The sequence below is a fragment of the Syntrophomonas sp. UBA1041 genome (assembly GCF_002316705.1).
Lineage (GTDB): Bacteria > Bacillota > Syntrophomonadia > Syntrophomonadales > Syntrophomonadaceae > DTU019.
Map to the genome: position 1 here is coordinate 24180 of NZ_DCEA01000091.1, position 14085 is coordinate 38264.

The following is a 14085-nucleotide window of genomic DNA, read 5'->3' on the forward strand; positions in this document are numbered from 1 at the left end:
ATTACAGATGCTTCGAGGCAACCCGGGTCACCTGGGATTCGGTTCCAGGGCGTCTATGTCAGCCGCCGCATTCTGCAGTTTGGCCGGAGAGATAACACCGGCCAAAATGTATGTCATGTTATTCTCCTGATGACTAAAGCCCGGGTCGATCCTGAAGAACTGTAACCAGAATACATCATCACATAGGCAATAGCAAAGACTACCGCAGCAGAAAACACTGGCCGCGCCGCCTTACCCACTTGGCAACGCTTTCCCTCCCTTGCGCTCTGCCGGGGGCAAAACCCGGGCAGATGTCCGGGCGCCATCACACCGTATAAATACCCAGAATTAATAATACCACAGTTGCAAACCCTGATAAATTTTTACACATAAAAGGACAGTTATTGTCTTGCGCTCTCAACCGGCAAGGCAATCCCTGTCCTTGAATACGCTATTCTACCGTGACGCCGACTTTTTTGTCATGAAAAGTCTCAATAAATACCGCCCCAGATCACTTATACATACTTACGCGGGTCGGTATGTTGTCCATTGATACGCACCTCAAAGTGGAGATGAGGGCCGGTGCTCCAACCGGTACTGCCTACTTTGCCGATGCTCTGACCCTTGGTAACCGATTGGCCGTTACTTACGCCAAGACTGCTCAGGTGGCCGTACAGAGTCGACAACCCCTGACCGTGGTCGACTATTATGGCCTGTCCATAGGCTCCCATCCAGCCGGAAAAAATCACTGTGCCGCTGTCCGCCGCTACTATTTTGGCACTCATGGGCGCCCCTATATCCATTCCGGTATGCATTCTGCGAGTCTTCAATATGGGGTGGTAACGCATCCCGTAAGGCGAGGTTATGCTCGAGTAACCCGGGGTCGGCCAGGTAAAGATTCCGGTGCCTAATTGGTCTCCCGACTGTGATCTGCGGATTAAGGCCTCGACTTCCCGCGAAGCCGCTTCCAGTTCAGACAGAGCCTGCTCGTAGGCGGCCTTCTCCTGGTTGACTTCACTTAGCACCGTTTGCTTTTCCTTTTGCTGTTCATCCAGCAATGCTTTTTGGCTTTGCTGGCCCTCCCGGGCTGTAACCAAGCGGTTTTGTTTGACCTCCAAATCGCTCTTTTTCTGATCAAGTTCACGGCGTTTATCATTAATGGAATCGATCAGTTCCATATCACCCTCGATGACATATTTCAGCATATCGTAGCGGGTGAGAAAATCCTTGATATCAGTCGAGGCCAATAGAACCTCAAGATAAGAAGCCTGTCCGCCTTCTTCATAGACATAAACCAGACGTTCCCCCAGAATTTCGACCTGCTTGTCAAGTTCCTTCTCCTTCTGGCTGATATCCTTCTGGGTCTGGCTAATTTCCTTTTCTAGCTGCTGGATATCATCATTCAGGCTTTTAATCTTTTCTTCAATACTTTTGATATCCTGATCCAAGGCCGAAATTTGGCTTACTACCGAGCGTTGTTTTGATCTGGCCGCGTTAACATTGGCTTGCTGGGCGTCGATCTGCTGGTTTATTTGCTGCAGCTTCTCCCTGGCCTCATCTATCTCGTCAGCATACACCGGTAATATGCAGCTAAAGATAAATACCAGCCCCATCATGATGGCTATAGAACGTTTATGCGCGGACATATGTAGGCCTCCTTCTGCAAAATTATTAAAACCGCACTTCAAAATCACACATCGAGGAAACGATTGAGAGATATGTAGGTACCCAATACCCCCAGTAACGCCCCGACCATAACCAGCCCGGCGTAGACTTCAATCAGCAAGGCGCGGTTGGAAAGCACCGGTACAAAAGGCACCGACTGAATGGATCCGATCAGGGTCTCATATCCTACTGCCAGCAAGAGGATTGCTATCAATGATCCGGCAGTCCCCAGCAGTATGCCTTCGATAAAAAACGGCCAGCGCACAAACCAATCGGTGGAACCGATCAGCTTCATCAGATAGATTTCCTTGCGCCGCGAAAATATGGCCAGACGGATAGTGGTCGCGATCAGGAAAATCGCCCCCAGCGAGAGCAGGACAATAAAGGCCATACTTAATACGCGAACCCATTTGGTGGCTAAAAACAGGTTATTGACCATTTCTTTGCCGTAATTGACCCGTTCGATTCCAGCCACCTGTTCCACCTGCTGCGCTATCACCGGCACCTGATGCGGATCCAGGGCTTTGATTTCATAACCATCCGGCAAGGGGTTCTTGCCCATGGTCTCTTCCAGATTGTAGCGATCCTCCCCAAAGCTGTCCTGCAAGTATTGCAGAGCCTCTTCGCGGGAAACGAAGCGCACCGATTCAACCCCGGGAATGGCCTCCAATGCCTGCTTTACTTCACTAGCCTGATCGGCGGTCAAATCCTTATCGAGATAAGACATGATTTCCAAATCTGATTCCAAACGGGTAATAAGGTGGCTGGCATTGAGGGTAGCCAGAACCGCCATACCCAGAATCAGAATACAAATGGCGACTGTGCTGATGGTAGCCAGGGAAAGCAGGTGGTTGCGCGCCATTGATTTTACGGCCTCCCGGCAGAAATACCAGATGTTCTTTAACATACCAGATACTCCCCGGGCGCATAGTCAGCTGCAACTTTGCCCTTATCCAGCAGAATCACCCGCTTGCGCGCCGCTTTCACCAATTCCCTATCATGGGTGGCCATGATAATGGTGGTCCCCTTGCGATTAATATCGATAAGAAGATCCAAAATCTCCAGCGAAGTGTCAATATCCAGGTTCCCGGTAGGTTCGTCTGCAATCAGCAAAAGGGGTTGGTTGGCTAAAGCCCGGGCGATACCGACCCGCTGCTGCTCACCGCCGGAAAGCTCCCCCGGGAAAGAATTTTCTTTGTCCTCTAAACCCACCATCCTTAATACTTCGGGCACCCGCGCCTTAATTTCCCGGTGTGGCGCGCTCACCACCTCCATGGCAAAGGCCACGTTTTCATAGACTGTCTTTCTTTCCAGGAGTTTAAAGTCCTGAAAAACGATTCCCATACCGCGCCTGACCCTGGGAACATCGCTGCGTTTCATACGAACAAGACTGCGCTCGGCAATAAAAATCTGGCCCCGGGTGGGTTCCTCCTCCCGAAACATCATTTTGATTATGGTTGATTTGCCTGCGCCACTGGGTCCCATCAAGAAAACAAATTCGCCGCGATCTATTTTAAGTGAAATATCATCAAGTGCTTTGCCTTTGGGGTATACCTTGGAGACATTATAAAATTGAACTAACACCTATCTTCCTCCCAGAAAAATAAAAACCACCTGCATGAGGTGGTTCTACAGAAATAGTCATAATTCCTTTTAAAATTTATTTTTTTCTCAATAAATCCCGGACATTGTGCACTATTTTTTCGACAGTTAGGCCGTAGTGCTCCAGGAGCTCATTGGGCTCCCCGGACTGCCCGAAGACATCATTAACCCCCAGGCGTACTACCGGCACGGGGTGATGGGCACATACCGTCTCACAGACTGCGCTACCCAGACCCCCGATAATACTGTGCTCCTCAACGGTGAGAATATTCCCGGTTTCCCTGGCCAATTCAATAACAGCCGCCTCATCGAGCGGTTTTATGGTATGCATATCGACAACTGCCGCCTCGATGCCTTCCCGAGCCAGCAGCTCAGCCGCTTCCAGGGCTTTGGAGACCATGACTCCACAGGCGATGATAGCGGCGTCTTCCCCCCGCCGCAGCCGGTTAGCCCGACCGATCTCAAAAGGGGAATCCTGATCATAGATGACCGGCACCGCCGGACGTCCTAAACGCAGGTAAGCCGGCCCATTCATATCATACAATGCGGAAACCGCCCGGGCCGTACTCACTCCGTCAGCGGGGACAACCACGGTCATATTGGGCACGCTTCGCATCAGGGCTATGTCTTCGACGCTTTGGTGAGATCCGCCGTCCTCACCAACGGTTAAACCGGCATGAGTAGCACACAGCTTTACGTTCATCTTGCTGTATGCCACCGAGTTTCGCACCGCTTCAAAGGCGCGCCCGGTGGCGAATATGGCAAAAGTGCTGGCGAAGACCACTTTGCCGGCGCTGGCCAAACCGGCCGCCATCCCGACCATATTCTGCTCGGCAATCCCGGCATTGATAAACCGCTCTGGAAATTGCTTGGCAAAATCGGCGGTTTTGGTGGATTTCGACAGGTCGGCATCCAGCACTACTACATCCTGATGTTTTTTTCCTAATTCCACTAAGGCCTTTCCATAGGCATCCCGGGTAGCCTGTTTTTCCAAGCCAGTATCCTCCTTACAGCCTGCTGCCCGCAACGGGTCAACACAGCCGGGTTTTTTGTTCGGTTTACATGTTCAATTCCGCCAGGGCTCGAGCGATTTCCTCACCCTTAGGCGCAACCCCGTGCCATTCCACTTTATTCTCAATGAAAGAGCAGCCTTTGCCTTTAATGGTTCGGGCCACGATGGCAGTGGGTTTGCCTTTAACCAATCGGGCGCAGTTTAAGGCTTCCAATATCTGGCGGATATCATTGCCGTCTATTTGCAAGACCTCCCAGCCAAAAGCCGCGAATTTTGCAGGAATAGGCAGGGGGGATAGAACCTGTTCCACAGGCCCGTCTATCTGCAGGCCGTTGAAGTCTATGAATGCCACCAGATTGTCCAGGCGGTAATGGGCTGCCGCCATGGCTGCTTCCCAGACCATGCCTTCTTCCAGCTCCCCGTCCCCCAGGAGGGTGTAGACCCGGTAATCCTTATGATCCATCTTGGCGGCCAAGGCCATTCCGACAGCCCAGGATATCCCTTGCCCCAACGATCCGGTGGAAGCTTCCACTCCAGCCAGTTTACTGCGGTCGGGATGCCCCTGCAAAGGGCTGCCCAGCTTCCTTAGGGTCTGCAGGCGATCAGACGGGAAATAGCCCCTTTCGGCCAGAACCGCATATAATAACGGTGCGGCATGGCCTTTGCTGAGCACAAAGCGGTCCCGGTCTTCCCAGTCTGGTTTTTGGGGATCAATATTCATCTCCCAGAAATAGAGCGCGGTCACAATGTCGGCTGCCCCCAGCGAGCCCCCGGTGTGGCCGGAACCGGCCTGTCCCAGCATGGCAATAATCTGGCGCCGCACCTCCCTGGCCTGCTCCTTCAGTCGCTGTACTTGCTGTTGGTCTATTTGTTTCACCTTAGCCACCTCATTGTTATTATTGTGCCTTTTTAGCCAGACAGGCATAGATAAAATCATTGATCTTGCCGTCCAATACCGCTTGAACGTTGCCTTCCTCCAGACCGGTGCGATGATCCTTTATCAAGCTAAAGGGGTTTAAAGTATAGGTGCGGATCTGGCTTCCCCAGGCGATCTCTTTATGTTCCCCTTTAAGGTTTTCCAGGTTTTCTTCCATTTCTTTTTGTTTCAATTCATACAGCCGGGCGGTCAGAATCTTCATGGCTGCCAGGCGATTGGCATGCTGTGAGCGTTCATTCTGGCATTGCACCACTATCCCGGTGGGCAGATGGGTAATGCGCACGGCTGAGTCGGTTTTGTTGACATGCTGCCCCCCGGCCCCGCTGGAACGATAGGTGTCAATGCGCAGTTCCTCGGGATTGATTTTTATTTCCACCTCTTCGCTGATCTCGGGCAAGACGTTTAATGATGCAAAAGAAGTGTGGCGGCGTCCCGAGGAATCAAAGGGGGAAACCCTGATGAGGCGGTGCACCCCCTGCTCGCATTTCAGCTTGCCGTAAGCATAATCGCCTTTGACCAGAAAGGTTACGCTTTTGACTCCAGCTTCGTCACCGGGCAAAAGATCCAGGATCTGCGCTTGATAACCGCTCGATTCTGCCCAGCGGGTATACATGCGCAGGAGCATTTCCACCCAGTCCTGGGCTTCAGTGCCTCCAGCACCGGCATGTAAGGAGACGATCCCATCACTTTTATCATGCTCACCGGAAAACAAAATCAACAGTTGATAATCCAGGAAGCGCGCCAGGAGGTCTTCCAATTCCCCGGAAACCTCTCTGAAAAGCTCCGTATCCTGCTCATGTTCGGCCATTTCCAGCATGTCTCTTAAGTAATGGGCTTCGGCCATCAAGTTCTGGTAACGATCCACCTCTTCCTGCAAATGTTTGATCTGTCTTATTATCTTGTGAGCCGATTGGTGATCATCCCAGAAACCGTCACGGGCAGTCTGTTTTTCTAATTCAGAAATCTGCCGGCTTAAACTAGCGATGTCAAAGAGAAGCCCCCATTTCAGTTAAACGCGTTATTATTTCCTGACAGGTTGCCTTGGGATCCTCCAGCAAATTCGTTCCCTCCTCCATGAGTTAAATCTAATGTCTCGTAAAACCACCGGTTTTTTCCGGTGGTTGATAAGTACTATTTGGGTTTGACTTTAAGTTAGCATGTTTTAGAGCCTTTATGCAAGCAAGCGCCGCGAGGCTGCATGAGCCGGAATGCAAATTGGCTAGGTTGTTTGAGCTTCCGCCGGAGCAGTCTCATTCATCCGGGGAGGTTCGAAGTAATCATATTTTTTCTTGAGTATGACGATATCCACACGACGGTTCATAGCCCGGTAAGTATCATTTTCATTGGGCACCAGGGGGCGGTATTCACCATAACCGATTATGGCCAGGCGTTCTGCCGGAATCCGGGCGGATTCGCTCAATACATGCACTACCGTAGCTGCGCGCATCACTGATAGCTCCCAGTTGGACGCAAAACGGCTGGTATTGATGGGGAGATTATCAGTGTGCCCTTCCACCCGAATATAGTTGGGCAGGCTAACCAGGGTCTTCCCCACCTCGGCGATGATCTCCCGGGCCGGTGAGGTCAACTGATCAGATCCGCTGGGAAAAAGCAGGGCGTCTTTGAAACTGATCACCAGACCCCGCTCCTGTTCGTAAACTATGATATGCTCGCTGAGTCTAATGGCCTGGCTGCTGGTGGCGCCCTGCCGGGCTTCCTGATCCTTGGCCTCGATGAATTCCGAAACCAGTTTTTTGACTTCTTCCAGCTGGCCTTGTTCGGTTCTGTCCTGATTCTGGGGCATATCCTGGCCCGACAAACCTTCAATCAGCGATGGGCCCTGGGTGTCTAAAACCGACATGGCTTGGCCGGTTAAGACCACACTCAGTGAATTGGCAACTGCCGCATATTTCTGGGCATCGACCTGACTCATGGTATACATCAGAATGAAGAAAATCATTAAGAGGGTAATCAGGTCGGAATAGGTGATCAGCCAGCGTTCCTGGTTACCTTCCTCACTGTGCCCGCCTCTTTTTTTTCTGCGGCCGCTGCGCGTCATAAATAATTACATCCCCATTTCCAGCGATTTCTGCTGTTCGGCGGCTTTGCGAGTATCCGTCGGCAGGAAGGTCATCAATTTCTCTCTGATAACGCGGGGATTTTCTCCGGCCTGAATGGATAAGACCCCTTCTAAAATCAGTTCCATCAGCAGTACTTGCTTGTTGGCTTTGGTCTTGCATTTGGTGGCGAAGGGTATCCATAACACATTGGCCGAGCCCACACCGTAAAGGGTGGCCAGGAAGGCTACCGCTATGGCCCCTGCCAATGCGTCCGGGTCGGCCACATTGCTTAAGACGTGGACCAGCCCCATGACAGTGCCGATGATGCCCATGGTGGGCGCAAACCCCCCGGCGGTCATAAAGATATCGGCCCCGATGCGCTCTTCTTTTTCAAAGGCCTCGATCTCCATTTCCAGCATGTTCCTGGTCAATTCGGGATCGGTGCCGTCAATCACCAGCTGCAGGCCCCGGGCCAGAAAAGGACTTTCTATTTCCGAAAGCTGGCTTTCCAGGCTTAAAAGACCTTCGCGTCTGGCTTTGTCCGCGGTATCAACCAGGGTCTCCAGGACACTCAAGTAATCGATTCTCTTATCATTAAACACCAATTTGAAGAAATACCCCATTTTCTTTAATTCGTCCATGGAGTATCCGATCATGGTGGCGCCGATCGTGCCCCCCACCACTATGATGAAAGCGGTGTGCACCCAGAGCATACCGGCATGCCCGCCTTCCAGCAGAAAACCGCCGATTAAGCCCGCTATACCGATAAGCAATCCGATGAGTGTCGCTATATCCATTAATTATCCTCTCTTCCACAGCATTGTTTGTACTTCTTGCCGCTGCCGCAGGGGCAAGGCTCATTGCGCCCCACTTTTTTGCTGCGCACCGGTTTGCGGCTGCTCTCCTCGTTGTTGCTGCTGTAGACTACCGCTTTGTGTTCTTCGGGTTCTTTTACCACTTTGACCCGCAGCACAAAGCGAACCACATCCTCCTTGATGCTATAAACCATGGCTTGAAATGCTTCATAAGCCTCAAACTTATATTCGATTAAGGGGTCTTTCTGACCGTAAGCCCGCAGTGATATGCCATTGCGCAGCTGGTCCATGGCGTCAATATGATCCATCCATTTCTGATCGATGAAGTGCAGCAGGATGCGCCGCTCCAACTCCCTCATGGTTTCCGAGCCCATTTCGGCTTCGCGGGCTTCATAGAGGCTGTGGGTTTGTTCCTTTAGAAAATCCTGGACCGATTCCCGGGTCTGCCCGGTCAGATCTTCTGTGCTGAAGGCGGGTGCTGGAATCACATGCTGATCCAGATAGGTCAACAACCCGTTCAAATCCCATTCATCAGACCATTTGGCCTCACCGGCAAAAGATTCCACCACCGCATCTATGACATCGTCGATCATGCTGGAGACTGTTTCTTTCAGGTCTTCGCCGAAGAGGACCTTCTTTCTCTCTCCGTAAATAACCTCTCTTTGCTGGTTAATAACATCATCGTATTCCAGGACGTTTTTCCTGATACTGAAGTTGCGCGATTCCACTCTTTTTTGCGCGTTTTCCAGCCCTTTGCTGACCATATTGTGCTCAATCGGTACATCATCATCCATCCCCATACGATCCATGATGCCCTCTATGGTTGAGCCGCCGAAAAGGCGCATCAGATCATCTTCCAGGGAGACATAGAAACGGGACAGACCCGGGTCGCCCTGCCGGCCGGAGCGGCCGCGCAGCTGGTTGTCGATGCGCCTGGCTTCATGGCGCTCGGTTCCCAGGACATAGAGTCCGCCCAATTCCTTAACCCCTTCTCCCAGGACGATGTCGGTGCCGCGTCCCGCCATATTGGTGGCGATGGTCACGGTGCCGCGCTGACCGGCCTGGGCGATTATCTGGGCTTCCTTTTCATGATGCTTGGCATTTAAGACCTGGTGTTTTATTCCGCGCTTGCTGAGCATTCCGCTCAATAGTTCGGATTTCTCGATGGAAATGGTGCCGACCAGCACAGGCTGTCCGACTTTATGGCATTCCACGATATCTTCAATCACGGCCGTAAATTTACCGCCTTCAGTACGATATATGACATCGGGTTTATCGTCTCTGACCATGGCCATGTTGGTAGGAATGGCCAAAACATCCATGCCGTAAATCTTGCGGAATTCTTCTTCCTCGGTTTTGGCGGTACCAGTCATACCGGCCAGTTTCTGATACATGCGGAAATAATTCTGAAAGGTGATCGTAGCTAAGGTTTGGGATTCTTTTTCGATTTTAACCCCTTCCTTGGCCTCTATGGCCTGATGCAAGCCGTCACTGTAGCGCCGGCCAAACATTAAGCGGCCGGTAAATTCATCCACGATGATGACCTGATCGTCTTTGACCACGTAATCGCGGTCCCGCTTCATCAGGGCATGGGCTTTCAAGCCCTGATTAATATGATGGGCCAGTTCCATGTTGTCAGAAAGGTTTTCAATGCCAAACCCTTTCTCCACCTTGCGCACCCCATCCTCGGTCAAAGTTACCAGGTGGGCTTTTTCATCCACGATGTAGTCTTCTTCCGTCTTGAGTCGGGGAACAAATTTGGCGATCTGATAATAAAGCCCGGTGGGCTTGTCGCCTTCCCCTGATATTATGAGCGGGGTGCGGGCTTCGTCGATCAGAATGGAATCCACTTCGTCGATGACGGCGAAATGCAGCTCGCGCTGCACCATATTCTCAGCCAGACTGACCATGTTGTCACGCAGATAATCGAAGCCCAGTTCATTATTGGTGCCGTAGGCGATATCGCTGGCATAAGCCATTTTTCTCTCCATATAGCTGAGGCCATGTACGATCAACCCTACCGTCAGTCCGCAGTAGTTGTAAACCGGGGCCATCCAGCCGGCGTCACGGCTGGCCAGGTAATCATTGACGGTTACGATATGCACGCCTTTGCCCTCCAGGGCGTTGAGGTAGGCAGGCAGGGTGGCAACCAGGGTTTTGCCTTCCCCGGTTTTCATTTCCGCGATGCGCCCGTCATTCAGGACCATGCCGCCGATGAGCTGTACATCGAAATGGCGCATGCCCAGAGTACGCCGCGAGGCCTCTCTGACCAGTGCGAAAGCCTCGGGCAGTATGTCCTTAAGGGTTGCGCCGTTTTGCAGGCGTTCCTTGAACTCCTGGGTTTTGGCCGGGAAGGCCGCTTCAGAAAGAGCGGCCATCTGCGGCTCCAACTCATTGATGATTTGCACGGTTTTGCTGTATTTGCGCACTTCTTTTTCAGTATCGTCTAAAAGCTTCTTGAAAAAATTTTTTAACATGAACCAGATACCTCACTTCAAAAAAAAGGAACCCTACGGTTCCTTGTATCACAAAGGTTTACTCGATGTTTCTATAGTAGCATTCCGCCGCTTCAGGGGCAACTAATCAAACCAGGGCTCGATCAACCCGTAATTGCAGTCCTTACGCTTGTATACCACATTGACTTCCTCGGTTTTAGAATTAAAAAATACGAAGAAATTATGCCCTAAAAGGTTCATTTGCATAATGGCTTCTTCTTCGTCCATAGGTTTCAGGGCAAACCGTTTGGTGCGTACGATTTTAAATTGTTCCACCGGGGTGTTAACGCCGACCGGATTCCCCAGCATGGCTTTCTTTAATCCGGAGGCGCGGTGGCTTTTATTTAGCTTGGTTTTATATTTTTCTAATTGCTTCTCCAGTTTTTCTTCCACCAGATCGATGGAGCTGTACATGTCCTCGCTGGCTTCTTCCCCGCGCAGAATGATCCCGTTTAACGGGATGGTCACCTCTACTTTGTGGCGTTCACCCTCCACTGACATAGCAACTTGGGCATCACGGCTGTCATCAAAATACTTCTCCAACTTGGAAAGCCGTTTGGTGGTATATTCCTTGAGGGCATCTGTTACATCGATATTTTTTCCTCTGATTTCGAACCTCATGCAACCACTCCTTTCCCGTTGTTACATCTATTTTACAATGGGTCTATTATTTTCTCTAGTAGATTGTCTATACTTTAGTAGTATACAACTGGGCAGGGAATATCCATTAATTAGAGAAAAAATAAACCGGGCTCAAAGCCCGGTTTAGCGCTATATTATAAAGCTGCTTGCCTTTGTTCCTGGAAGCACTGCAAGCAGTACACAGGTCTATCTTCCACTGGTCTAAAGGGAACCTGGGTCTCAGTTCCGCATTTAGCACATATTGCGGTGAACATCTCGCGGCTCTTGCCGCTGCGCGAATTTCTGCGCTGGGTTCTGCATTCCTTACAGCGCTTGGGCTGGTTTTCAAACCCCTTCTGATGATAGAATTCCTGTTCACCGGAAGTGAAGATAAACTCCTGCCCGCAATCCTCGCATATTAAGCTTTTGTCCTCAAACATGTGATAAAATCCCTCGCTTTTACTTTTAAATTGGTCTCGGAGTGAGCATGCTTTTTGACCCGGCATACTCTCCAATCCGTAATGCCTATTATATATGTTGCCATTAAAAAAGGCAAGGAAGCTTGCTGCTCCTGGCCCATACGCGCCTTTTTCAGTTTTTTTCCGGGTTAGCTCCGCGGTTCCTTATTTTGCCTTATTACCTCCTGATAAGCTCGGAGGGCCTGGTTTTGGTTTATCGGTCCTGCCTTTTGAGGAGCGGCGGCCTGGCCGAGAGACATCAACTGCTGGCTCCTGGCATCGGTATCTGTAATCCGGCGCAGCACCAGGCTCAGCTGATCGATCAGCTTTGCCAATACTGCCCACTCCTCCGCAGCCAGGCAAGGTTTGAGCCGGGTCAGGTTAAACTCCTCTAATCCTAATTCCCTGGACAGCTCTTGCTGCAATTTCCGGTTGTCCTGGCAGAGTTGATCCATTTTTAACAAGAGAAGGCGGCGGCGATCCAGGATGGGGTTTATCTCGGCACGGCCGGTACCCATCTGCAAGGACTCCAGCTGTTGCCGGGACTCTTGCTCCATGTTCTGGCAGAGTTCATACTGAAGTCCAAAATTGGCTATAATCTCGTCTATCAATCTATTGCCCACTATATTACCTCATAACTATCCCCAACCGCAGCTTTATTTATAGCCGTCAAAAAATTGGGATTGGCCGTATTCCCCGGCGCCGACATAGGACTTTAAAGCCTTCAAATTCTTGCGCACCTGACTGAGCTCCTTCCCGGTAATCTGAAGCAGCCGCTCGGCTGAGCGCCCACATTCTTCATCAAAGCTTTGAATAGCCAGGATGCTGTTAAATATGGCGGCTTCTTCCCTGCCGATGTTTTCGAGTACCGCCGGGTCCTGGAGCTCCGGCATGTTTCGCTCTTCTTCTTTAACGCTCTTCTGGGCCAGGTCAATTTTATTCATAAGCTCCTGGCGCTGTTCTAGCAAACCTTTCAGTTTCACTATAATTTCATCAGCATTATCCAGCTGTGCCAGGCGGAGCAGTTCGGCCTGTTTTCGGGCGATCAGCTCCAAATCGGCAAAGTGCTGTCTGATGGCTTGCTGTTTCACTAAAATGGATTTCATATGGTCTCCATTCCGCTAACCCATTATGTTGACATAAAGGTTCTGTTCTCTCCTGGCACTGGTGGGCCCGGCCAGGCGGACGGCTTCCTGCCAGGTCTCCCGCAGTTCTGCAAGCAAAGGCAGGATCTCTTTAAGCAGCAGCTTATCTTTATGAATGTTGGCCTGAACCAGCTGGAAATAAAAATAATCGTACAGTTCCTGCAGCTGCGCGGAGATGCTGTAATCCATATTCAAGGTATTGCGCAGCTCCAATACGATATCCTGGGCTTTGATGATGTGCTTGTGAGCTTCAGCCGCCTGCTGATCGTCGATATTGTCAATAGCATCTTCCACGGCTTTTATTGCCCTGTCATAGAGCATGATCAAAAGCCTGCCCGGGGACATAGTAGCTGCGCTGGTCTTTTTATATTTCTCATACATCATAAGGTTTTCCTGCATCATTTTCCTCCTTGGCTTAAATCGTGTCTGTTTGTATTTCTATACCTGGGTGTCCAATAAGATGCCCAGTTCTTCTTCCAAGACTTGTTTAAAACGGGCCGAAATCTCCAGAATAGTGTCCGCAGGCCACTCGCGGATCACTTCCTGGGTGGCAGCGTTGACCATTTTCACCTGATAGCGCCCGCTGGACTGGTGCAGGGTGAATTGCAGGTTATAACTGGCAAAAAAGCGGTTCAGCTCAGTAACCGCCTGGTTTAAATCGCTTCCCTGCATGGCGGGCGGACTGTTTTCTTGCGGTTGGGACGGCTTATTTTCACCCCCTCTGACGCTTTTAGGGGCCGGGTCGTAATCCAGTGGCAGGTTGGCTTCGATGCGCATGGCAACACCTCCTTACTTGAAGCTAAGTAAGTTATCGTTTTTTAGGAACAAAATCTTGAGACCGATGTTACCGAAATAATGCGGTTTACGCCCATATAATCATCAATAGTCCCGGCCTTTGGTCCTAAACGAAAAGCAATAGCGCCGCTTTACCTGTAGCACGGCATCAAACCAGAGCAATCAGGACCGGGTTATACCGTCAAATCAGGCTGCTCCGCCCCGTAAAAACTCAGCGGGCCCCAGGAAGTGCTTTATTGCGGTGGGCAAACAGTAAGAAAAGGCCGGGGTTCATGGTTATCCGCCGAAAGGTTTTGACCTTTGCACCGCGCTGTTGATTTCCGCCCAGAAAAATGGGCTCTGGGATTATCCAGAGCCCGGGTTTGGGGAGTTTAGTTGTTATCTGAGCAACTGCAGCACGTTTTGCGGCTGCTGGTTGGCCTGAGCCAGCATAGCGGTGGCAGCCTGGCTGAGGATGTTCATCTTGGTGAAGTTCATCATTTCCTTGGCCATATCCACGTC

Annotated in this window: 16 protein-coding genes; all 16 read right to left on the minus strand. The window is 50.9% G+C overall.

Annotated features, from left to right (window positions below; genetic code table 11):
• Positions 1-494: 494 nt before the first annotated feature.
• A complete protein-coding gene (locus tag B2633_RS13355) occupies positions 495-1625 on the minus strand; it encodes a murein hydrolase activator EnvC family protein (RefSeq protein ID WP_481042313.1) in 1131 nt (376 codons plus the stop codon).
• Between the two features lie 44 nt (positions 1626-1669).
• On the minus strand, positions 1670-2551 hold the full coding sequence (gene ftsX / locus B2633_RS13360) for a permease-like cell division protein FtsX (RefSeq protein WP_481042311.1): 882 nt from the start codon (positions 2549-2551) through the stop codon (positions 1670-1672).
• Positions 2545-3228 (minus strand): cell division ATP-binding protein FtsE, encoded by a 684-nt coding sequence (ftsE, locus tag B2633_RS13365; protein WP_481042309.1) that lies wholly within the window; start codon positions 3226-3228, stop codon positions 2545-2547. Before ftsE ends, ftsX begins: the two co-directional genes overlap by 7 nt.
• A gap of 76 nt (positions 3229-3304) precedes the next feature.
• Positions 3305-4240 carry a transketolase family protein gene (locus B2633_RS13370; protein WP_481042307.1) on the minus strand — a complete coding sequence of 312 codons (936 nt, stop codon included), beginning with the start codon at positions 4238-4240 and terminating at the stop codon, positions 3305-3307.
• A gap of 64 nt (positions 4241-4304) precedes the next feature.
• Positions 4305-5135, minus strand: a complete 831-nt coding sequence (locus B2633_RS13375) for a transketolase (protein ID WP_481042305.1) — start codon at positions 5133-5135, stop codon at positions 4305-4307.
• A gap of 19 nt (positions 5136-5154) precedes the next feature.
• Positions 5155-6199, minus strand: a protein-coding gene (gene prfB / locus B2633_RS13380) for a peptide chain release factor 2 (RefSeq protein ID WP_481043068.1) whose coding sequence is annotated in 2 segments (ribosomal slippage) — positions 5155-6183 and positions 6185-6199 — 1044 coding nt in all. Because the reading frame shifts where the segments join, the coding sequence is not laid out codon by codon here.
• A gap of 215 nt (positions 6200-6414) precedes the next feature.
• Positions 6415-7254, minus strand: a complete 840-nt coding sequence (locus B2633_RS13385) for an OmpA/MotB family protein (protein WP_481042303.1) — start codon at positions 7252-7254, stop codon at positions 6415-6417.
• Positions 7255-7260: 6 nt separating this feature from the next.
• Positions 7261-8052 (minus strand): flagellar motor protein, encoded by a 792-nt coding sequence (locus B2633_RS13390; RefSeq protein ID WP_481042301.1) that lies wholly within the window; start codon positions 8050-8052, stop codon positions 7261-7263.
• A complete protein-coding gene (secA, locus tag B2633_RS13395) occupies positions 8052-10547 on the minus strand; it encodes a preprotein translocase subunit SecA (protein WP_483171211.1) in 2496 nt (831 codons plus the stop codon). Before secA ends, B2633_RS13390 begins: the two co-directional genes overlap by 1 nt.
• A gap of 102 nt (positions 10548-10649) precedes the next feature.
• Entirely contained in the window at positions 10650-11186 is a 537-nt protein-coding gene (gene hpf / locus B2633_RS13400) for a ribosome hibernation-promoting factor, HPF/YfiA family (protein WP_483171212.1), read from the minus strand.
• 155 nt (positions 11187-11341) lie between these two features.
• A complete protein-coding gene (locus B2633_RS13405; protein WP_481042295.1) occupies positions 11342-11626 on the minus strand; it encodes a zinc-ribbon domain containing protein in 285 nt (94 codons plus the stop codon).
• Positions 11627-11793: 167 nt separating this feature from the next.
• Positions 11794-12267: a hypothetical protein gene (locus B2633_RS13410; protein WP_483171213.1), complete on the minus strand. Its 474-nt coding sequence runs from the start codon at positions 12265-12267 to the stop codon at positions 11794-11796.
• A 33-nt stretch (positions 12268-12300) separates the two neighbouring features.
• Positions 12301-12750 carry a hypothetical protein gene (locus B2633_RS13415; RefSeq protein WP_483171214.1) on the minus strand — a complete coding sequence of 150 codons (450 nt, stop codon included), beginning with the start codon at positions 12748-12750 and terminating at the stop codon, positions 12301-12303.
• Positions 12751-12765: 15 nt separating this feature from the next.
• Positions 12766-13188: a flagellar export chaperone FliS gene (gene fliS, locus B2633_RS13420; protein WP_483171216.1), complete on the minus strand. Its 423-nt coding sequence runs from the start codon at positions 13186-13188 to the stop codon at positions 12766-12768.
• Between the two features lie 39 nt (positions 13189-13227).
• Positions 13228-13566 (minus strand): flagellar protein FlaG, encoded by a 339-nt coding sequence (locus tag B2633_RS13425; protein ID WP_483171218.1) that lies wholly within the window; start codon positions 13564-13566, stop codon positions 13228-13230.
• Between the two features lie 396 nt (positions 13567-13962).
• Positions 13963-14085 (minus strand): flagellin (locus B2633_RS13430; protein WP_483171220.1); only part of this gene is annotated, 123 nt, incomplete at its 5' end.